Origin of the sequence: Methanomicrobium antiquum (assembly GCF_029633915.1) — an archaeon.
Taxonomy (GTDB): Archaea; Halobacteriota; Methanomicrobia; order Methanomicrobiales; family Methanomicrobiaceae; genus Methanomicrobium; species Methanomicrobium antiquum.
Genome location: NZ_CP091092.1, coordinates 2,144,207 through 2,163,866 on the forward strand (window position 1 = coordinate 2,144,207; position 19,660 = coordinate 2,163,866).

The following is a 19,660-nucleotide window of genomic DNA, read 5'->3' on the forward strand; positions in this document are numbered from 1 at the left end:
CGAAGAGCCTAAAAAAACGCGTTTATATTTTTGCAGTAAATTTGGGGTATTATAAACCCTAAATTTAAGGCATTTTGTTTAATTTCAGGAAATAAAATTAAGGTCCGTTCATTAATCTAAATTGAGGAGAAGAATCTCCTCTGTTATACAATTCAAAAATAATTTTTTAAATTTACCTTTTGTTTTTTGCGCTTTCTTATCTTCTCTTCTGATTCTTTCCGGACTGTACCTGTGCAGGTGCTGATTCCTTTGATTTTACTTCGTTTTTAAAGTTCTTTCCTTCTGATTTCTGGTTTTTTGCCATATGATATCATACTCAGATTAAGTATATACGCCTTTTGCCTATTAAAATATATAAATTAAAATAATATGGCTTTTGATGATTGTAAAAAGAAATATTTAAGCTTCTTTTGATAAATTTGACATTATAATTCAATGGAGGTATCTTGCTCTTTGTTTTATCTCCAAAACACGCTCCAATACTGAGTCTGCATCCACAAATGCTGATTTATAACCCTCAGAAAATGAAACTGCCAGATTATCATGTCCCGGTGCTGTACTCTCAAGAGTCTGGAAAAATACATGAACATCCACCCCGCGCGACTCAGTCTCGGAAGAGATGTAAGACAGGCCAAAATCAATGAGATAACAGACATGACCGCTTTTACCCCCCACAATAATATTTGAGGTTGTAAGATCGCCATGGATTATTCCGCATTTGTGAAGACGTCCAACCAAAATTCCGGCATTAAAGACATTATCATCTGTTAAAACAAGTTTTAGCATATCACCTTTGATATTTTCCATCACAAGGCTGTCATCTGTGACATCTTTTATTATTGGTGTTAAAACGCCGCCTCTTCTTGCAAGCGAAATCACTCGTGCTTCGGCACGGGTTCTTTCTGCAATAAGTTGCCGGTCAAGCTCTTTATTTCTATATCCCTTTGAAAGCCGGCGCTTTACTACATAGTCGTCACCCAAAATTGTTACAACAGCCTCTGCACCCCGTGCAGTTCCGTTTTCAATGAGATTTGCCTTTCCATAGCTGATATCTCCGGTATCACGGCGCCATAAAACACTGACATCATCTGAGCGGTATGAAGGATTAACACCGGAATTTTCAACCGGAATTGTCTGGCCGGCCTCAAGCATGATTTTTCCGGTATAAGCAATCATTGCACCGTTGTCGCCGATGAACTTTTTTTCAGGAACAAAAAATTCAGCACCTCTCTCCTCACACATTACAAGAAGCATCTCTCTTAAACGCTCATTTGCACCGACACCCCCGACCAGCAAAACCTCATTCTTTCCGGAATGGGCAAGGGCACGTTCTGTCACCTCAACACACATTGCAAAGGCAGTCTCCTGAAATCCGGCGCATACATCTTCAATTGGTGCTTTACAGTCCTTTGCGGCCGACATCAGACCGGAAAACGCAAGATCCATTCCCTTAACAGTATAGGGTAAGTTTACAGGAGAGCCTTTTTTTGCATAATTTTCAATCAGAGGACCGCCGGGATGTGGAAGACCACGGCTTCTTGCAAACTTGTCAAGGGCATTTCCAAGGCCGATATCCAGAGTTTCTCCAAAAATCCTGTACCTTGATTTTAAAAATCCTAAAACCTGCGTGTTAGCTCCGCTTGCGTACAAAACTATTGGATCATCACAGCCACAGGTATGCCTCCCGATTTCAACATGCGCAACGCAGTGGTTAACGCCTATTAAAGGAACGTTTAGTGCAATAGCAATTGAGCGTGCCGCGGTTGCAACAGTCCTGAGGCATGGCCCAAGACCCGGACCCTGTGAAAAAGCAACTCCTGAAATATCTTTTAAATCAACATCCAAAAGAGCCTTTGAGACAACATCCTTTAAAACGGCGGCATGATGCTGTGCGGCCTCACGGGGATGAATACCACCATTTGGCGGGCTATATGGATTTGAATGCAGGGAGATTAACTCCTCTCCAAAAACAGCGGCACTGAGGTTCCACGCTGTCCCCTCAATACCCAGTATTTGCCTACTTCCAGGCATTATTACTTATTTGTTGAATTCTGTATATCCGCACTTGCCGCATGCAACACGATCGCTGTGCTGTGCCATGAATACACCGGGACCGCAGCGTGGGCAGTTTCTGCGCTGTGCTACAGCCTTGTCGCCCTCAACCTTGTACATGGATGAGCGTTTAACAGCAGATTTTGTCTGTTGTTTCTTTGCCGCCATGACGCCTCAGGCCTCCGCTTCTTCAGATTTCTCTTCTTCAGCATGACAGCGTTTGACAATATAATCAAGCTCGGTTGCCTTAAGATCTTCTACGTTCTCGTAAATACGTGCAGATGCAACAATTTCCTGCTTTCCAAACTCGCCCTCAAGTGAATCAACAACACAGTTTGCCATATTCACATTGCGAAGTGCGCAAAGCTTTCCCATTATCTCTTTTCTGGAAGGTGTTGCGCCTTCGTATTTAAGAACAAAATCAAGCTCTGTGCGGTTAAGAAGCTTGTTTTCCTCATCTCTTATAAATTCGAAGTCCATCGATATCCCTCAAATATTGTCCACATATTTATTTAAAACCAACAGCCTGACAATTATATAAATTTATAAAAAAATTCAGATCAAACCTGAACAAAAAGTGAAAAAAGTTCTTCTGCACGTTTTTTTGAGGCGGAATCAACAATTCTGACTACAACACCCTCACACGGCTGTCCGTATAACACTGCGCTCTTCTCAGACAACATCATTACAAGCGGAATTACCGCCAAATCCTCTTCTCCCTCAACATGCACAAGTGCTGGTGAATTATCAACACCTGTACGAAGCGCACAGATAAGCTCTTCTGTAATAAACCCGGCAGGATTTTTTACCTCAATTCTTTTTACAGGCAGAAGAGGTGTACATTTGCAGGGTTCACGCATTGTATTTCCGTCAATCACCGAAAGCTGTGGGACAATGCCCTTTCGTCTTAAGTTTCTTGTGACGACATCGCCAACAGCATATATTGGCGCATCACCAAGGTATTTTAAGGCACTGTCAATGTCAGGAAAAAGAGCACCAAAAGGCTCTTTAAACTTAACTCTCTCAGACTCCGGAAGATACCACATACTTTCTAGCGTACTTTTAAGGCATACCGTCCGGGCATGTCAATATTCATCTTTTCTGCAATTTTTGATCTTTTTGGATCGACAATATATAGATATCCGGTCCAGTCATCGCTTAAATTTGAGCTTCCGCAGGTAACACACGATTCTCCGTCAACTACATGATGACAGTTTCTACATACACGAACCTGCTTCTTACTCCTTGGCGGCATCTGCTTTTGCTCCTTCAAGCTCATCTGTTATCCATGATTCAGTACCAAGACCCGCCTGCCTCATAGTAAGACCAATCTTACTCTCACGCGGATCACGCTCGGAAAGACTCAGTGAAACAACACGGGCACGGACTCCGTCTCCCACTGCAATCTGGCGCTTTGATTCCTGACAGATAAGTCTTGCATTCTTCTCATCGAAATTGATGAAATCATCACTTATCTGACTGACGTGAAGCATCGCATCAATTGGTCCAAGTGAGACAAACGCTCCGAAGCTTGTTGTTTCAACAACCTCTCCTTCAACAATCTCCTGCATTGAAAGGCGAAGAACTACTGCGTCAAATTCGACATAGTAATAGACTGCACCATCACTCGGAATAATATCGCCTTCACCCACGGCATGGATTTCAGTGACGGCAATGAAAATGCCGATATCCTTGTCAATACTGCCCTCAAGCTGTTTTTGAAGTTCATCGAGGACAACAACACTTAAGTCCTCTCCAAGGCGGGTCGGCGGGACACGCACCTTGTCCTGAAGTCTCATCTTATAATACATCTTTAATTCACCATTCTGCCTGTAAATTCAGCCTCTGATTATCTCCAGAGTCTTTTGATTTCTAAGTACTATCACATCAATATTATTTTCAAGAAGCTTATTTTTAAGCCCCCTGTCGTTGGTCAGAACCATACAGTCCATCTCTTCTGCGGTCTTTACAATCATATCATCGACAGGGATACTGCTTTTGACATTATCGATAACAGTGCACCGGCGCGACAATGAGAGGCCAACCCGTGCGGCTGACGCATCCCGTCCGCGACCGAGGGAAAGACCTTCAAGTTCTGCCACAACGCCTTTTATTGTTACCGGATCAAACGATCCTACAAGATTCTCCGTTTCAGAGAATATGTCAACTCCGAACTGTCCGGGAATCATCAGTGCGTTTGCATCGAATAATACTTTCACTCTACCAGAGTTCCCATTCCGATAAGACGCCAGCGTCCGCCGACCATCCTGCTGATAGCGATTCGTGAGCCGACCGATACACATACCGGTCTTTTTAGAACAACTTCAACAATATCCTTCTTTGTGTTTATTACAACACCTACTGTGACTGCTGTTCCGACGGAGAGCATTAAGGGCTCTTTGTGCCTAAGAGGTTCGATTGTAAATTCATCATCAGCGCCGACAACCCTTTCCATTAAGGAAACACTAAAGGAAAGTTTATCCCAGACTGGGGGAAGTTTTCCGGGGTGTCCTGCAACCTGTCCTGCAAGTGCATCGCTTTTGGTGATGGCTGGATCAAGCTTTGTTCCGATCCCTAACAGACCACCAGGGGTTGCCTCAGGGACCTTCTTTGTTCCGGCGTTGATTGTCGTTACTTTTGTAGTTATAGGCTCCCAGTGTATCTGATTTTCAGCCTCCACTTTTCTGCCGGGGCGAATCTCAATCTCATCACCCTCCAGAAAAATCCCGTGTGTAAGTGAACCGCCGATAACGCCGCCTTTTACATCACGCCAACTGCATCCGGGTTTGTTTATATCAAAAGATCTTGCAACAAGCATCAGCGGATCATCGCTTGGATTGCGTTTTGGAGATGGAATATATTCGTCTATTGCAGACAAAAGAGCTCCGATATTTATGCCCTTTTGAGCAGATACAGGGATAACAGGCGCATTTTCAGCAATTGTTCCCTTAACGAACTTTTTTATCTGTTTATAGTGAGCAAGTGCCTGTTCCTGTGATACAACATCAATCTTATTCTGTACTATTATGATATTTTTAATTCCAACAAGCTCAAGAGCCATCAGGTGCTCTTTTGTCTGAGGCTGTGGACATTTTTCGTTTGCCGCAATTACAAGCATTGCACCGTCCATGAGTGCCGAGCCTGAAAGCATGGTTGCCATTAAAGTCTCATGCCCTGGTGCGTCAACAAATGATATTGTCCTGTACGGCTCGCATTTTCCGCCGCAGTTTTTGCACTCCTCTGTTGTTGAATATGATTCCTGACCTTCACAGTCTGTGCATTTGTATATTGTTGCGTCAGCATATCCAAGACGGATGGATATACCACGCTTTATCTCTTCGCTGTGCCTGTCAGTCCATTGACCTGTGATTCCTGAAACTAGAGTGGTCTTGCCATGATCCACATGCCCTACAAGACCAATATTAACATCGGGGACTAATTCGCCGCTCACTACTTCTCAAACCTCCTTATAAATATATGTCAACATTACTTATACCTGCTCTGTGATAGTAAAACCAGAGAAAAAACAGTACAAAAATGCAAATGTTCTGTATATATTTATAATCAGGTAATCAATAAACTTTGGTATGGATATAAAAAGAATTTAAAAGGCCGGCCAAATTGCTCTGATAGTCAGATAAAAGAGCATATGAAAATTCCTGCATGTAATATATAGGGAAAATACTATCTAAATCAACTTTTCTTAACACTACAAAACACATTAAGTAAGAAACAATTATAACAAATGACACAAAAAGTAAAACTGTATATAAGCAGGAACATTTCCTGGGAATCAGGACTGTTTTTGTAGAGATTTAATTTTGGTGATTCAATATGGTACACGAGTCAGATCTTTCAAGAATAGGAATATCACTTCCTAAAAATCTTCTGGACAAATTTGATGAGATTTTAAACTGCCGCGGATATTCATCGCGCTCTGAGGGTATTCGAGATGCAATACGAAGTTATATCACTTATTATCAGTGGATGTCGGATGTGCAGGGAGAAAGGCAGGGTGTCATCACAATGGTATATGATCATGAACACCGTGGTCTTCTTCAGGTGTTAACTGATATTCAGCACGACAATCTGAAAATAATTCAGTCATCACTTCACGCACATGTAAGCCACGAAAAGTGCCTCGAGGTCATTTTGGTCCGTGGTGATGCCGGAGAAATTAAAAAGATTGCCGAGACTTTAATGGCGCAAAAAGGCGTTGAATCAGTTAAACTAACAACAATACCTATAGAACCGCACCAGCATTAAAAGACCTGAAAAAAACATAAAATACCTGAAACAATTAAAGAATTAAAGACCTGAATAAAGACCAGTAATTATTCAAAAATTATTCAAAACAATTATTCAAAAAAAGAAGCATTAAAGTATGAAAAAATATTTTTTACAGGCTTAAAAGCCCCATATTTTTTATTTCCCCGGACTTATCCGGCGCCAACGCCTGTTACATCATCAAAGGCATCTTCTAAGTCCTTTGAACTTAAGTCTTCAGCTCTGTTTAATCTCTCAATATCTGATATTTCTGTGCGCTCTTTCTTCTCTTTTAGAGACCTGGCAGGAATTAACATATCAGCCCTGTAAAAAAGCTCTGTCGAATCAAGCTTTGCAAAAGTATAGCCTTCTGAATTTGAAATTTCCACAATTTTTCCGGTAGTTCCTGTCCTTGGGTACCTGACAACTGCACCTATAGACAATTCATCATCCTGCATATCTGATAATTTTGTGTGCGTCTAAAATATAAACATTGGGCGTCTAAAAACTTCTGCAATGAATGCCATCCCGATTAACAGGGTAAAAAAAGAATACAAATGCGGTACACAAAGGGCAGTTGAGCCCAAAAAGACCCTTGACAAAATAAGACCGTTAATGGAGGAGATAGGCGTTGTTGACGTCTTTGAAACAACCGACAATGACAGAACAAAAATTCCGGTCTTTTCAGCCATAAGACCTGCCGCGGCATGGGGCGGCACAAAAATAAACTATGGCAAAGGCGTAACTTCTGATGAGGCCAAAGCATCAGCAATGATGGAGGCAATCGAGCGCTTCAGTGCCGAGTACCGTGGCGAAAGGATGGAATTTGCAAGCTATGAACAGCTGGGATTAACAAAGGCACTGGATCCAAAAGAACTTATTCTGCCACGTGAGATGCAAATCGGAGAAGAGACACACTGGATATTGGCATGGGATCTTTTAGGTGAAACTGAAATGCATGTTCCTGCAAATGCTGTTTATCACCCATATGATCCTCTGGGAATGGCCCAACAGCTTTTCAGAAGTGACGCGAACGGACTTGCTGCAGGAAATGTCAGAGAAGAGGCAATACTTCATGCAATGTATGAGGTAATCGAAAGAGATGCCCTAAGCTGTGCCGAAAAGAACAGATTCCTTGGCAAAAGACTTGTAATTGATACAGAAGGCCCTCTTTTAAATCTTTTAAATAAATTTGAGGATCAGGGAATTATTATTCATCTCTGGTACATTGACGGAAAAACAGGAGTTCATACAGTCGCCGCTGCCGCGGATGATGAACTGACAAAAGACCCACAGATGCTTGTAATAGGTTCAGGTTCGCATTTAAGCCCTGAAATTGCCGCATTTCGTGCCCTGACCGAGGTTGCACAGAGAAGAGGGCGAAATATAAGAGGAGATATTGAGAACAAAAGCCGTGTTGCAATTGTTGAAAAAGCCGGATATGAAAGGCTTAAAAGAATAAACAGAATCTGGTTTGAAGAGGCCAAAGACGAGGTAAAATTCTCAGAAATTCCTGATAAAAGCACAGATTTTCTCGATGAAGACTTAAAAATCATTTTAAAAGATCTTGAAGAGCACACAGACAGTGTCTTTGTAGCAGATCTCTCCAAAACAGAGATTCCGGTTGTAAGAGTGATAATACCCGGATTTGAAGTTTCATATACCGATTCATCAAGAAGGAAAAAATAAACTGCCTCCAAAAAAATAAGAGGAGAAATACTTATAAAAACTTATAAAATTGTAAAATTGTAAAATTGTATAAAAAAAAGATTTTAGCCGGAAAATCAGGCATAAACCAAAATTCCGGCTGACATTATATTTTTATCGTGAAGGTTTTCCTTAAATCCTTAATCACGTGGACCTTAATTTATAACCTCAGTTTATTTCCTTAATTTAGACTTAATTTTCATACCTCAGTTAATATAAAGACCGTTTAGGACGGAATCCTCACTAACTGAGAATGTTTTATCAGTTCCCTGTATTCTGTAATCGCCAAGAGCTTTTACTCCATATTTATCGCCGGTTGTTGAATAAGGAACTACAAATTCACCGTCAATGCTTTTCTGCCGGTATGTAAACTCCCTTCCCTGATCTGTCTTCAGAGGTATTTCTATAATACCCTCGCCTTTTATGTGTGCACCTGACACGTACTCAAAGGTCTTGACATAACTTAAGAATCCGCCACTGTTTAAGACATTTGTCGGGGATTCATGAATCAGACGGTAATTTCGAAGTGCAGGAACTTCTGCTGTCGGACTGAATAGATCAGAGTTTAAGATAACTGCGCCTGTTCCGGCTTTTTTATCTGCATTAAAGGCATCGACTTTTTCTTTTGCCTCATCATAAGTCATCTGGGCTGCAGTAGATATAACCGGAATTGAAATTCCATATTGTGCTCCTGAAGCATACTCAATATAATACACAAGGCCGGGCTCTGCCATTGAACCGTCAAAGTTGTGCAGTTTTGAGATCATTGTGTTGTAGTATCTTTCATTGTTCAATGATACAGAGCTAAATGACCCGTCCTGCCCTATCATCGCAAGATTCTGCATATATGGTGCATGCATAAGTTCAGGATTGTACCATGTAGACATTGCCCAGAATTTTGTTGTATCCATCTCAATATCTGTAATCACATAGCGTGTATCAAGATTATCTAAAATTTCATTGGACTCTGATTCACTCTCCTGAATAAAGAAAGCCGCAGAACCCAGATTTCCTGCAACACCTTCCTGGAACGGATTTGCATTCGGCGGCCTTTCTGCAATAAATGTTATCCAGTGCCCGTAATCCCACCATGTCATAACACCATATGACTCTTCGGGATTTTCATATGAATCGCGGCTGTAAACTGCATAATAGTCAATTCCGGTTTCAGGTGTGTTTTCACCAAGCCATTCGAGCGATTCCTGCCAGTCAGGAGTCATTCCGCCATTTTTCATCACAGACGCTGTTGCAATACCAATGTCTGCAGAGGAATAAACAAAAAATACTGCAAGAACTATTGCAAGTATGGCAACAAGTGCATTCAAACTGTTTGCTGAAGGTTTTTTAGGCAACGGTTGTTTTTTCTTATCTGACTTTTTCTTAGCCTTTGATGAAGATTCAGCCGGTGCCGGTGTAGATTCAGCCGTTTTCGAATTCTTTTTTGTTTGTGGTTTTGATTCATCTGTTTTTGATTTTTCAATATTTATTCCGGCATACGAGAGCAAATCCCGGCCTCCGAATTCAAGCGCCCATGCAACAAATACAGCGCCAAGAATGGCTATGTTTGCGGCCAGATAATATTCATACCTCACCTGTATTGTTGTGGAATATAATGTTACAAAAGACCAGATAATAAGGAAAAGGTATGCCTGGCGGGACTCTTTTAAAAATTTCCATGCACAGACAATAAAACCAAAAACAAGCAGTATCATTCCATAACTAAAAGCCTGCCATGCGCTTTCTATATCCCAGTGCCTTGCCTCCTGAATTGTTGTAAGCGTTGCTGTATACCCAAAAAATGAGCTTAATCCTGATACAAAAAATGAGAAAAACTCAGGAACAAAAAACATCATAAAGACAATTCCTGCAACAACAAGACCTGCAAGTGCCCCGATATAATATGAAAAGGATTTCTCTTTTAATCCCTTCTCAATTCCAAAAAGAACAAGTGTTGCAATAATTATTGCAAGGTATGCAACAATATGCCCCATTGAATATCTTGCCATGCTCATGCCTGCATGGTGAATTCCGATTAATAAAAAGCCGGCAATTGCAACTAAAAACGTTACAACATTCAATAAAACAAGATATTCTGTTGATTTCCCCTTCAGCCTGTCCCATATGAACTGAAGACCTGTATATAAAGATGCAATCAGTGCAAAAAGAATCATTGTCGGCATGTTGGAAACGCCGATTACATATGCAATTCCACAAAAAACAGCAATTATTGCAGGAACTTTTAATGATTCAATGGATTTGAAATCAACTGGATGCTCTCTTATGTATGAAAGATAGTAGATGTATAAAAGACAGAAAAGCGCTCCAAACAATACTTCTGCTATGTGGTGGTCCACAAATCCAAAAAGCGAGCGATAGACATACTGTCCGGCAATAGTGGCTGTAAAAAGAGCTGCAATAATGCCGGTCTTCCAGTCAGAAACCTTTTCTCCTACAAGATACATCAAAGGCACCATTACCGCGCCCATAAGCGGCGGAAGCCAGGATGCCACATACATTATCTCAGGTCGTGTCGATGCACCGGAGAGGAGGCACATTACAGCGCCAATAATCGGAAACATCGGGCCCCAGAAGTTGTCTGTTCCGTAAGGGTAGTAAGTCATAGGATCAAACCAAGGATATGAAAGGGGGTTTTCCACAATAACCTCTATCAGCCTCAGATTGTACCATGGATCATTTCCTAAAAGGTTGACACCGGCGACTGATACAAGTCCTTCTGACGGAATCATCCTGACCCAAAGGGCAAATGCTGTAAAGACAGCCAAAAGCCCTAAAATTATATAATTCCTGTATTTTGAAAATTCAGATAGATTCATGCACTATTCCTAAAGTTAATATCTTTATTTAAATCTATTATAGATTTTTATCAAATCTGAAAAATCCGCAGTCAAGACAATCTTTCATAAACAAAAAAATTATTCAGAAAACCGGTCATCAACAAAATCATATTAACCATAGTTTTCAAATAAACTGGTATTATATGTGTGGAATCGCCGGCCAGTATGCCTTTTTAGGTCACAAACCTGACAAAAAACTCCTGAATGATATGTCACAGTCTCTTATTCACAGAGGCCCTGATGATTCAGGAGTATATATTAGTGATAAAGCAGGGCTGATTCACAGAAGGCTTTCAATAATTGATCTTTCTTCTGAAGGAAAACAACCGATGTCAAACGAAGATGAGACATTATGGCTTGTATTCAACGGCGAAATTTACAATTACCAGGAGTTAAGAGAAGAACTAAAAGGTTATGGGCACATATTCAGAACAAAAACCGACAGCGAAGTAATTATCCATGCATTCGAGGAATGGGGTCACAAATGTCTTGAAAGATTCAACGGCATGTGGGCTTTTGCAATATGGGATGAGACAAATAATGAGCTGTTTTGTGCCCGCGACAGAATAGGGATTAAACCTTTTTACTATTCATATACAGATGAGGGTCTGATATTTGCATCAGAGATAAAGGCGCTTTGCAAAAATCCTAAAACAGGTGAGAGAGTAAACGAGGCGAAATTTGTAACTTTCTTAAAATGGGGTCTTTCAGACTACGATAATGAAACTATGTTTGACGGAATTTTTCAGCTTTTACCTGCTCATTTCATGAGAGTTTCAAACGATACTGTGGAGATTGGAAAATACTGGAATACAAAGCCTTCAAAAGATGCAGTTTCTAAGAATATCTCAGATGAAGAACTTTCAAATACTTTCCTTGACCTTCTTCGTGACTCTGTGAAACTGCATCTAAGAAGCGATGTTTCTATAGGAACATGCCTTTCAGGCGGCCTTGATTCATCAACAATTACAGCCCTTATAAACGAGATTAAAAAGGATGAAATTTCCAAAAGTCTAAATAAAAGACCTGAGGAGAGAAATTCATCCCAAAAAACATTTTCCGCTGTTTTTTCTGACAAAAGATTTGATGAGAGTGATTTTATAAAGACTGTAGTAAATTCAGCAGATGTTGATGCACACTACATAAGTCCCAACCCAAAAGAGCTCTGGAGCGAGATTGACAACCTCATATACTCAAACGATGAGCCGTTTATGCAGTTAACTCTTTACTCACAATACTGTGTGATGAGAGATATCGGAAAAAATGTTAAGGTAGTTCTTGACGGCCAGGGTGCAGATGAGATGCTTGGCGGATACATTGCTTACTTTTACTGCCACATAAAAGATCTGATGATAAAAGGGCACATAATAAAAGCACTGTCCGAAGGGTTTGGAATACTAAAAAACCACAGGAGTTTTGTTAAATATGCAACAGGCCAGTTTTTTATCCGCAAAAAAAGAAGAGGACTTATCAGGGGAGATGAGATTCCCTTAAAAAGATACCAGGGAAGTCTAAACGAGGCTTTGGACAGTGATCTTAAAGCTACAAATCTGCCATATCTTCTGCACTGGGAAGACAGGACTTCAATGGCATTTTCGGTTGAGGCAAGAGTGCCATTTTTGGATTACAGAGTTGTTGAATTTTTAACCTCACTTCCTGCTGATCAGAAGATAAGAAAAGGTGTTACAAAATACATCTTAAGAAAAGCAATAAAAGGAATTGTTCCTGAAGAAATACGCTGTAGGATGGATAAGAAGGGCTTTTCAACACCTGAAGAGGTCTGGATGAAAGAGGACTTAAAAGAAGATATTCTTAATGTCATAAACTCTGAGTCATTCAGGAGCAGAAAATACTGGAACCCTGAGGAAGTAAAAGAAGAGTACAATGATTTTCTGTCAGGAAATACCGGATATTCCTCAGAAATCTGGAGAATTGTATGTGGAGAGCTGTGGCTCAGATTATTCTTTGACAGCCGCCTAAATGGATGTGCTCTCCCAGACCCTCATATCTTTTCCAAGGTGCAAAAGTCCTGAGACCAGGTAAAACTGGTTTAATACAAATGCAGATATTATATTTTTTCTGAAAAAAAACAGAAATAAAACTCCTGAAGCAATCAGAATAAAAGTCCATAACGGATTTATCAAAAATACACCTGCAAGGAATAATATTGCGCCTGCAAAGAAAAGCGTGGGGCAGAAAACATACATCATAATTCTTAGAGGGTAAAAACGTCTTGAAAACAGTCTTTTTTCCTTTAAGAGATCAGTGTTTGCAAGCGTTGCCTCAATCAGCCTTTTTGCACGGCGAATTTTTTGTTTGTACTGCTTATTTATATTTTGAGGCACTTTTTCAAAGACTACGGCATCAACCTCATATACTGCCCGGTATCCTTTTCTAATTGCTTCAAATGCAGTATTTGCATCATCAGCACCTTTTCTTTCATTAATAGAAAGGATGATCTCTTTTTTAAAAGCTACAAGTGCTCCGTTGAAGTTATATGTAGAGTCAGCCGCACTTTCCCAGTCGCACATACGCCCATAAAAACTCCTGTAGATACTCTCCATTCCGGCAAGGTTTTCAGAAGAAGATTTAGGCAAAGGCCGGACTTCAGCACAGACTGCGGCTATTTTTTCATCGCTTAAAAGCCCCGATATTAAAATTTTTAAAGTATCTTCCCTGAAAAATTTATTTGCGTCAGTTGTAACTATTATATCAGTCTGTGCTTTTTTTATCGCAAGATTATATGATCTGTTTGTTCCTTTTCTTTCGGTATTGACAAAAATCTCAAAAGATAGATTATTCTCCACAAATGCTTCCTTTGCAAGAGCACCGGTATCATCTGTTGAACAGTCGTCTATGAATAAAATCTTGTATTTTTCCTTTGGATAATCAGACAGTGCAATGTTTTCAATTCTTTTTTTGATTACTGCTGATTCATTGTATGCAGAGATTATTATGCTCAGATTGGGAAGAATGTCGGGAACGGCTGTTTTTTTGGATTTTTTCCCAAACCTTATTCCAAAAAGATAATATAGATATGGAAATGCCGCGACTAAAATCAAAAGAAAAGCCAAAGCAAATATTAAAATCGCCAGGGGGGATGAAAAACTAAACACCATAATTATCTACTGCCATTATTCTGTTACCTTTACATATTGCCGGATTTTATTTTTGAATCTTGAATTTTACAAACATCATGCACAGCCTTCCTTACAAGTGGCATTGAAAGATGCCGCCTTGCAACCGGAGGCACCTCATACCATCCCGGGGCAATTTTTCTCCCGGCAATAATAATCTCAGGAATATCTGATTTTTTATTGCAAACACGGCATTTGTAACCTTTGTCTTTTCCGGCACTGGTCATCCTTTTTTTGCATTCGGGACAAACAGGAGGCTTTTTTATTATATCATCACTTAGAGACTCAACATATATTTTCTCAAGATTTATGCTTTCGTTTTTATAACTTCCACATACCATTACAGAATCACCCGGTCTTAGTGCTCTTACAATATCCCGAAATCCCTTTGTCGGTTCATATGCCATGCATCTGACAGATTTTCCTGATTCATCTCCATCAGATCTCCCGCCAGAATTTTCAGTTAATTTAAAAGAGACATGTCCTCCCTCTCCGGTCACAGGCATATTTGAGACAAAACCCTTTAATTTATAGGAGCGGCCGTCAAGGATATCTGATATATCAGAGTCGATTAAATGCGCATCAGTTCCCTGATTTGTTTTATAGACAATCTCACGCTCAGGCTCTTCAGATATTATATATGAACGGGCTTTTCTGACCCAGTCAGGCGTCTCACCTCTGATTCCGAATAAAACAGGGTCAGGGGTGTGCGGTACACAGACGACAACATTGTTCTCAAAATCCACAGAATCCCATGTATGAGGATATGTTTTCTCTTCCGCCAAAAATATTGTATCCTTTTTAACCGTCCTTATACCCTTTGAAAACTGATTTCTATATGCTAAAATCTCATATGTAAAGTCATCAAATTCTGCTGAAACAGCGGCAAGAGCGCCAATGAGACCTCTTTTGTTCTTCCATCCCTTATACAAAAACCCATATTTCTCCAAAAGCTCTTCAGCCTCTTTTATTGTGCAGAAATCACAAAGGGCCTTTTTATAAAACCTGAAAAGCTCATCCGGAACAGAATTATTCAAATCCTCATCAGACGTCAGACTGCACACAACAACACCGGGATTTGTCTTTTCGCAGTCAAACTCTGAAAATCTCTCTACAAGAGAACATGCAATATTAAATGCATTTTTCATATCCTCTCCGGATTTCTCTTCTGCAACAATGCATACAGCTGCATTTCCGCGTGTCTTAAATGGTGCATTAGGATTTAAGCGGGCCAGAATCTTCTCTGTTATTTTAAAGCCCTCATCTTCCAGACTTTCGCACAAAAGAGCACCCAGATATGTAGTGCACATTCCGTCAGGCGAGTCAGTGTCGTCAATTCCTATTTTTATGTATCCCAATTGAAATCTCCTTTTATGTGATAGAGTGATAATACAGTATTAATTATATAGTTAAATCCTCTAAAGAAACCTTAACAAAAAATGTCTCATGAAAGACTCCTTCAAAGCGTTGTAAGCGTGCTTATTATGGCCGGATACAATGTTTCCGAGCGCTGCGGGATGCGCCCGCGCAGTTTTGACCTGATTGCGCGTAAAGGTGATAACTTACTTATCATAAAGATAGTGCCGCATATTGACAGTGTCGGAGAGGAGAGTGCACACGACCTTGCAGTTATTGCAAGACATCTGAATGCAAAACCGTTTATCATAGGCGAAAAAGCCAGGGATTTTGAGCTTGAAAGAGGAGCTGTATACCTAAGGTACGGAATTATTGCAACTAGTGTTACAACGCTATATGACTTTTTCGTAGATGAAGTTCCCCCTCTTGTTTATGCACAACCCGGAGGCCTTTATGTTAACATAAACGGCGGAAAACTAAGAGATGTGCGTGAACGCCACAATATGTCACTTGGGGATCTGGCAGGATCTCTTGGTGTTTCAAGAAGGACAATTTCAAAATATGAAAGCGGCATGAGCACAACCCTTGATATTGCAATAAAGCTTGAGGAGATTTTTGATACTGCAATTGTTGAAGCAATAAACCTGCTCTCACACAGCCACGTCAGTGATTTTGAAGATGACAGCCATTCCGAAAGCATCAAAAAGGACGGCTCTAACATCCCGCAGGACTTCGAAAGGATGGGAATGCAGACTCATACAATGCAGAGAGCTCCATTTGAGGCTTTGTGCATTTATGAAGAAAAGACCATATTAACCGGATATGGAACTGCGCAAAAAACACTCAGACGCGCTGCGCTGATTGGAAACATATCTGATATCACAAGCTCAAAGGCAGTCTGTGTACTCACCGACTACAAAAAAAGAAAGAAGGTAGGCAAGACTCTTATTATCGGCGAAGAAGAACTCTCCACACTAAACGAGGGCTCGGAACTTATAGAGCTCATCGACGAGTGACAAACTATATATAGAACCACAAACCACTTTTTTAAGACATTAAAGGAGAGAATAATAATGGTAGCAAATCTTGGCGGACAGCCAATTTTCATTCTGAAAGAAGGCAGCCAGCGTACACGCGGACGCGATGCGCAGAGCGGCAATATTGCAGCAGCAAAGGCTGTTGCAGGTGCAGTCAGAACAACACTCGGTCCAAAAGGCATGGACAAGATGCTCGTTGACACAATCGGTGATGTTGTAATCACAAACGATGGTGTCACAATCTTAAAAGAGATGGATATCGAGCACCCTGCGGCAAAGATGATGGTCGAGGTTGCAAAGACACAGGACGACGAGGTCGGAGACGGTACAACATCTGCTGTTGTAATTGCAGGTGAACTTTTAAAGCGTGCAGAAGATCTCCTCGAACAGGATGTTCACCCGACAGTTATTGCACACGGATACAGACTTGCGGCTGACAAAGCACAGCAGATTATAAAAGAGATTTCAATCGACATCAAGCCAACCGACATTGCAATGTTAAAGAAGATTGCAGACACAGCAATGACCGGTAAAGGCGCTGAAGCCGCAAAAGACAAATTAAACGAACTTGTCGTAAAAGCAATCACAATGGTTGCAGATGAGGACGGAACTGTTGACACAGACTTTGTCAAAGTTGAGAAAAAAGTCGGCGGCACAATCGATGACTCCGAACTTATCGAGGGTGTTGTAATTGACAAGGAACGTGTCCACCCCTCAATGCCAAAGAAGGTTGAAAACGCAAAGATTCTTCTCTTAAATGCTCCTGTTGAATTCAAGAAGACAGAAGTCGATGCAGAAATTTCAATCACATCACCTGACCAGCTTCAGATGTTCCTCGATGAGGAAGAGAAGATGATTAAGGCAATGGTTGACAAGGTAGTCAAATCCGGAGCAAACGTTCTTGTCTGCCAGAAGGGTATTGATGACATCGCACAGCACTACCTTGCAAAGGCAAAAGTCCTTGCAATACGCCGTGTTAAGAAATCAGATCTTGAAAAACTCGCCCGTGCAACCGGTGCATCCGTTATCTCATCAATTGATGCAATTGATGCAGCAGAGCTTGGAAAAGCAGGCCTTGTAGAAGAGAAGAAGGTCGGCGGCGAGGATATGATCTTTGTCACACAGTGCGAGAATCCAAAGGCATGCACACTCATCGTCCGCGGTGGAACAGAGCATGTTGTAGACGAGCTTGACCGTGCATTAGAGGATGCATTACGTGTAGTATCAGTTGCAGTCGAAGACAAGAAGTTTGTCGCAGGCGGAGGAGCACCTGAAGTTGAGCTGTCACTCAGGCTCAGAGAATTTGCAGCAACACAGGAAGGACGTGCACAGCTTGCAATTGAGGCATTTGCCGGTGCACTTGAAATCATTCCACGCACACTTGCAGAAAACGCAGGTCTTGACCCGATTGACATGCTTGTTGAACTCCGTTCAGAGCACGAAAACGGCCATAAAACCTACGGTCTTAATGTATTTGAGGCAAAAGCAGTTGACATGCTCGAAGTAGGCGTTATTGAGCCAATGCGTGTTAAAACACAGGCAATTGCATCTGCAGCAGAAGCGGCAGTTATGATTTTAAGAATCGATGATGTCATCGCCGCTTCCAAGATGGGAGGCGGTGGCGCACCATCACCTGAAGAGATGGCCGCAATGGGCGGCATGGGTGGAATGGGCGGAATGCCACCCGGCATGATGTAAAATTCATCAATCCTTTAAAACAATAAAAATTTTTTTCTTTTCCTGTTACATTTCTAAGTTATATTCTAATTTACTTCCAGTTCCTATTTTCCTGCATTCCGGTTTTTAGCACCTGTTTCTTTAAAAACGTTCATGAGTTTTGACTATCATAACAAACGATTCATAAAACCTAATTTTATGCACTATTTAATGGAAATCAAATCTTATTTTTTTAGATATCTGTTGCATAAAACTGTTTCATAAAACATTACATGAAAATTTTCATAAAATCATTGTTTTTTTAATCATTTTTCTGATGTTTCGGGACATTTAAAACCGGGGTCACAGAACTTTTGGCAGACAAACACGGGAAGTATGTAACCGGAAAATGTTATATACTTCTAACAAGTTATATATATCTAACAAAGTGTTGTTAATTTCTAACATTTGAATTTAGCAACACTTTGGAGATAAAATTAAAATAAAAAAAACATAACACCTTCAAAACCATCAAAAACCTCATATTAATCGGTAAAAATGAAAAAATAGATGAAATGAAATTCAGGTGAGATTATGGAAAAAATGGAAAAGAGTCAAAATAACATAAAGAATGAAAATAATATAAAAACAGGAATGCCTAAAAGAGACAGACGCTTTATAGTCACAGCCTCATTTGGAATCGCGGCTGTTATAATAGTTCTTCTTGCAATGTTTTTAAGCGGCAATGAACCGGATTCAGAGGCTCTTGGACTTGGAATTGTGATAATTCTTCTTTTGACTGCACTTACAGTAGTAAAAACGACAAAGAAGAGAACTGTTCTTTACGGGGGTCTCGTACTTGGGATTATAATGTTTGTAATGGGAATTATTCTCTCTGTTGCGGTTGAACTTCCCGAAAATGCTTATGGTTTTTCTGCAATGACTATCAGCGGCATTATAATGATAATAATCTGTACTGCAACTCTAAAAAGGCCTAAAGACTATGATGTAAGAGATGAGCGGTCACTAAAGATCGGCACCTGGGCGATTGCATACTCATGGTATCTTTCTTTCTTAGCTGTTATTGTGATGTTCTGGCTTTCATATTTTAGTGTTGTAGAACTGACTATAACAGCCGTTCTTGGCATTCTGATGTTTTTGATGCCTCTAAGCGCAGTTGTATTTCAGTGGTATTTCTCAAAAAAAGGTGATGTGTATTAGAAAATATAGAAATGATATAATCCTGAACGCTGAAATAGAGAAAATTAAAGAGATAATCACTCTTTTTTTGGAGAAATAAATGGAGACTAAAATACGCGAGTTCCGTGCGAGAAAAAATATGACCCAGGCGGAGCTTGCCGAAGTTGTCGGAGTCAGAAGAGAAACAATTGTCTTTTTGGAGAAGGGAAAATACAATCCATCACTGAAACTTGCACATGATGTTTCAAAAGCACTGGATACGACAATTGAAGAGCTTTTTATCTTTGATTGATTAGACTTTGGATTTTAAAAAGCTGATTTTGTGGGATTATCAGCCATTGAAAACATTTTTGGACACAAAGAGTAATAGATAAAAATTTATGTTTATTAGTCC

The 19,660-nt window shown here is 40.4% G+C and carries 19 protein-coding genes; 7 read left to right on the plus strand and 12 right to left on the minus strand.

The window, feature by feature from the left end; genetic code table 11:
- Nucleotides 1-432: 432 nt before the first annotated feature.
- From L1994_RS10525 to L1994_RS10560, 8 genes are all read right to left on the minus strand, one after another.
- Entirely contained in the window at nt 433-2,031 is a 1,599-nt protein-coding gene (locus L1994_RS10525; protein ID WP_278099392.1) for a bifunctional N(6)-L-threonylcarbamoyladenine synthase/serine/threonine protein kinase, read from the minus strand.
- A gap of 6 nt (nt 2,032-2,037) precedes the next feature.
- Nucleotides 2,038-2,220: a 30S ribosomal protein S27ae gene (locus tag L1994_RS10530; RefSeq protein WP_278099393.1), complete on the minus strand. Its 183-nt coding sequence runs from the start codon at nt 2,218-2,220 to the stop codon at nt 2,038-2,040.
- A 6-nt stretch (nt 2,221-2,226) separates the two neighbouring features.
- Nucleotides 2,227-2,532, minus strand: coding sequence for a 30S ribosomal protein S24e (locus L1994_RS10535; RefSeq protein ID WP_278099394.1), 306 nt, complete (start codon nt 2,530-2,532; stop codon nt 2,227-2,229).
- 80 nt (nt 2,533-2,612) lie between these two features.
- The gene (locus L1994_RS10540; protein WP_278099395.1) at nt 2,613-3,098 is read right to left on the minus strand and encodes a GTP-dependent dephospho-CoA kinase family protein; all 486 of its coding nucleotides are present in this window, start codon (nt 3,096-3,098) and stop codon (nt 2,613-2,615) included.
- 5 nt (nt 3,099-3,103) lie between these two features.
- A complete protein-coding gene (gene spt4, locus L1994_RS10545; protein ID WP_278099396.1) occupies nt 3,104-3,307 on the minus strand; it encodes a transcription elongation factor subunit Spt4 in 204 nt (67 codons plus the stop codon).
- Entirely contained in the window at nt 3,291-3,863 is a 573-nt protein-coding gene (locus L1994_RS10550; RefSeq protein WP_278099397.1) for a DNA-directed RNA polymerase, read from the minus strand. The genes spt4 and L1994_RS10550 overlap by 17 nt, the downstream gene beginning before the upstream one ends.
- A gap of 27 nt (nt 3,864-3,890) precedes the next feature.
- Complete coding sequence (locus tag L1994_RS10555) at nt 3,891-4,271, minus strand: type II toxin-antitoxin system VapC family toxin (protein WP_278099398.1); 381 nt, start codon at nt 4,269-4,271, stop codon at nt 3,891-3,893.
- Nucleotides 4,268-5,503, minus strand: coding sequence for a translation initiation factor IF-2 subunit gamma (locus L1994_RS10560; RefSeq protein WP_278099399.1), 1,236 nt, complete (start codon nt 5,501-5,503; stop codon nt 4,268-4,270). The genes L1994_RS10555 and L1994_RS10560 overlap by 4 nt, the downstream gene beginning before the upstream one ends.
- Nucleotides 5,504-5,886: 383 nt before the next feature.
- Here L1994_RS10560 and nikR point away from each other — a divergent pair, with 383 nt between their 5' ends.
- Complete coding sequence (nikR, locus tag L1994_RS10565; RefSeq protein WP_278099400.1) at nt 5,887-6,318, plus strand: nickel-responsive transcriptional regulator NikR; 432 nt, start codon at nt 5,887-5,889, stop codon at nt 6,316-6,318.
- Between the two features lie 173 nt (nt 6,319-6,491).
- Here nikR and L1994_RS10570 read toward each other — a convergent pair whose 3' ends face one another.
- Nucleotides 6,492-6,776 (minus strand): DUF2098 domain-containing protein, encoded by a 285-nt coding sequence (locus L1994_RS10570; RefSeq protein ID WP_278099401.1) that lies wholly within the window; start codon nt 6,774-6,776, stop codon nt 6,492-6,494.
- A 58-nt stretch (nt 6,777-6,834) separates the two neighbouring features.
- Here L1994_RS10570 and L1994_RS10575 point away from each other — a divergent pair, with 58 nt between their 5' ends.
- Entirely contained in the window at nt 6,835-8,007 is a 1,173-nt protein-coding gene (locus tag L1994_RS10575) for a YcaO-related McrA-glycine thioamidation protein (protein WP_278099402.1), read from the plus strand.
- A 224-nt stretch (nt 8,008-8,231) separates the two neighbouring features.
- On the opposite strand, the gene L1994_RS10580 is transcribed toward L1994_RS10575, so the two are convergent.
- Nucleotides 8,232-10,859, minus strand: coding sequence for an oligosaccharyl transferase, archaeosortase A system-associated (locus L1994_RS10580; RefSeq protein ID WP_278099403.1), 2,628 nt, complete (start codon nt 10,857-10,859; stop codon nt 8,232-8,234).
- A 164-nt stretch (nt 10,860-11,023) separates the two neighbouring features.
- On the opposite strand from L1994_RS10580, the gene asnB reads away from it, so the two are divergent.
- Nucleotides 11,024-12,913 (plus strand): asparagine synthase (glutamine-hydrolyzing), encoded by a 1,890-nt coding sequence (asnB, locus tag L1994_RS10585; protein ID WP_278099404.1) that lies wholly within the window; start codon nt 11,024-11,026, stop codon nt 12,911-12,913.
- On the opposite strand, the gene L1994_RS10590 is transcribed toward asnB, so the two are convergent.
- Both L1994_RS10590 and L1994_RS10595 read right to left on the minus strand, forming a co-directional pair.
- The gene (locus tag L1994_RS10590) at nt 12,857-13,999 is read right to left on the minus strand and encodes a glycosyltransferase (RefSeq protein ID WP_278099405.1); all 1,143 of its coding nucleotides are present in this window, start codon (nt 13,997-13,999) and stop codon (nt 12,857-12,859) included. The genes asnB and L1994_RS10590 overlap by 57 nt on opposite strands.
- 29 nt (nt 14,000-14,028) lie before the next feature.
- Nucleotides 14,029-15,375, minus strand: a complete 1,347-nt coding sequence (locus tag L1994_RS10595; RefSeq protein ID WP_341275790.1) for a TiaS agmantine-binding domain-containing protein — start codon at nt 15,373-15,375, stop codon at nt 14,029-14,031.
- An 81-nt stretch (nt 15,376-15,456) separates the two neighbouring features.
- On the opposite strand from L1994_RS10595, the gene L1994_RS10600 reads away from it, so the two are divergent.
- The 4 genes from L1994_RS10600 to L1994_RS10615 all read left to right on the plus strand — a co-directional run bounded on the left by L1994_RS10600 (nt 15,457) and on the right by L1994_RS10615 (nt 19,558).
- Nucleotides 15,457-16,389: a transcriptional regulator gene (locus L1994_RS10600; protein WP_278099406.1), complete on the plus strand. Its 933-nt coding sequence runs from the start codon at nt 15,457-15,459 to the stop codon at nt 16,387-16,389.
- A gap of 57 nt (nt 16,390-16,446) precedes the next feature.
- The gene (gene thsA, locus L1994_RS10605; protein WP_278099407.1) at nt 16,447-18,108 is read left to right on the plus strand and encodes a thermosome subunit alpha; all 1,662 of its coding nucleotides are present in this window, start codon (nt 16,447-16,449) and stop codon (nt 18,106-18,108) included.
- 552 nt (nt 18,109-18,660) lie between these two features.
- Nucleotides 18,661-19,287: a hypothetical protein gene (locus tag L1994_RS10610; RefSeq protein WP_278099408.1), complete on the plus strand. Its 627-nt coding sequence runs from the start codon at nt 18,661-18,663 to the stop codon at nt 19,285-19,287.
- 79 nt (nt 19,288-19,366) lie between these two features.
- Nucleotides 19,367-19,558 carry a helix-turn-helix transcriptional regulator gene (locus L1994_RS10615; RefSeq protein ID WP_278099409.1) on the plus strand — a complete coding sequence of 64 codons (192 nt, stop codon included), beginning with the start codon at nt 19,367-19,369 and terminating at the stop codon, nt 19,556-19,558.
- Nucleotides 19,559-19,660 lie beyond the last annotated feature (102 nt).

What these genes read in the sequence shown, in the direction of transcription:
- L1994_RS10610 (WP_278099408.1), top strand. Translation starts at nt 18,661, where the DNA reads ATGGAAAAAATGGAAAAGAGTCAAAATAACATAAAGAATGAAAATAAT.
- L1994_RS10540 (WP_278099395.1), bottom strand. Translation starts at nt 3,098, where the DNA reads ATGTGGTATCTTCCGGAGTCTGAGAGAGTTAAGTTTAAAGAGCCTTTT.
- L1994_RS10550 (WP_278099397.1), bottom strand. Translation starts at nt 3,863, where the DNA reads ATGTATTATAAGATGAGACTTCAGGACAAGGTGCGTGTCCCGCCGACC.
- L1994_RS10535 (WP_278099394.1), bottom strand. Translation starts at nt 2,532, where the DNA reads ATGGACTTCGAATTTATAAGAGATGAGGAAAACAAGCTTCTTAACCGC.
- nikR (WP_278099400.1), top strand. Translation starts at nt 5,887, where the DNA reads ATGGTACACGAGTCAGATCTTTCAAGAATAGGAATATCACTTCCTAAA.
- L1994_RS10525 (WP_278099392.1), bottom strand. Translation starts at nt 2,031, where the DNA reads ATGCCTGGAAGTAGGCAAATACTGGGTATTGAGGGGACAGCGTGGAAC.
- asnB (WP_278099404.1), top strand. Translation starts at nt 11,024, where the DNA reads ATGTGTGGAATCGCCGGCCAGTATGCCTTTTTAGGTCACAAACCTGAC.
- L1994_RS10570 (WP_278099401.1), bottom strand. Translation starts at nt 6,776, where the DNA reads ATGCAGGATGATGAATTGTCTATAGGTGCAGTTGTCAGGTACCCAAGG.
- L1994_RS10530 (WP_278099393.1), bottom strand. Translation starts at nt 2,220, where the DNA reads ATGGCGGCAAAGAAACAACAGACAAAATCTGCTGTTAAACGCTCATCC.
- L1994_RS10580 (WP_278099403.1), bottom strand. Translation starts at nt 10,859, where the DNA reads ATGAATCTATCTGAATTTTCAAAATACAGGAATTATATAATTTTAGGG.
- thsA (WP_278099407.1), top strand. Translation starts at nt 16,447, where the DNA reads ATGGTAGCAAATCTTGGCGGACAGCCAATTTTCATTCTGAAAGAAGGC.
- L1994_RS10615 (WP_278099409.1), top strand. Translation starts at nt 19,367, where the DNA reads ATGGAGACTAAAATACGCGAGTTCCGTGCGAGAAAAAATATGACCCAG.
- L1994_RS10590 (WP_278099405.1), bottom strand. Translation starts at nt 13,999, where the DNA reads ATGGTGTTTAGTTTTTCATCCCCCCTGGCGATTTTAATATTTGCTTTG.
- spt4 (WP_278099396.1), bottom strand. Translation starts at nt 3,307, where the DNA reads ATGCCGCCAAGGAGTAAGAAGCAGGTTCGTGTATGTAGAAACTGTCAT.
- L1994_RS10600 (WP_278099406.1), top strand. Translation starts at nt 15,457, where the DNA reads ATGTCTCATGAAAGACTCCTTCAAAGCGTTGTAAGCGTGCTTATTATG.
- L1994_RS10575 (WP_278099402.1), top strand. Translation starts at nt 6,835, where the DNA reads ATGAATGCCATCCCGATTAACAGGGTAAAAAAAGAATACAAATGCGGT.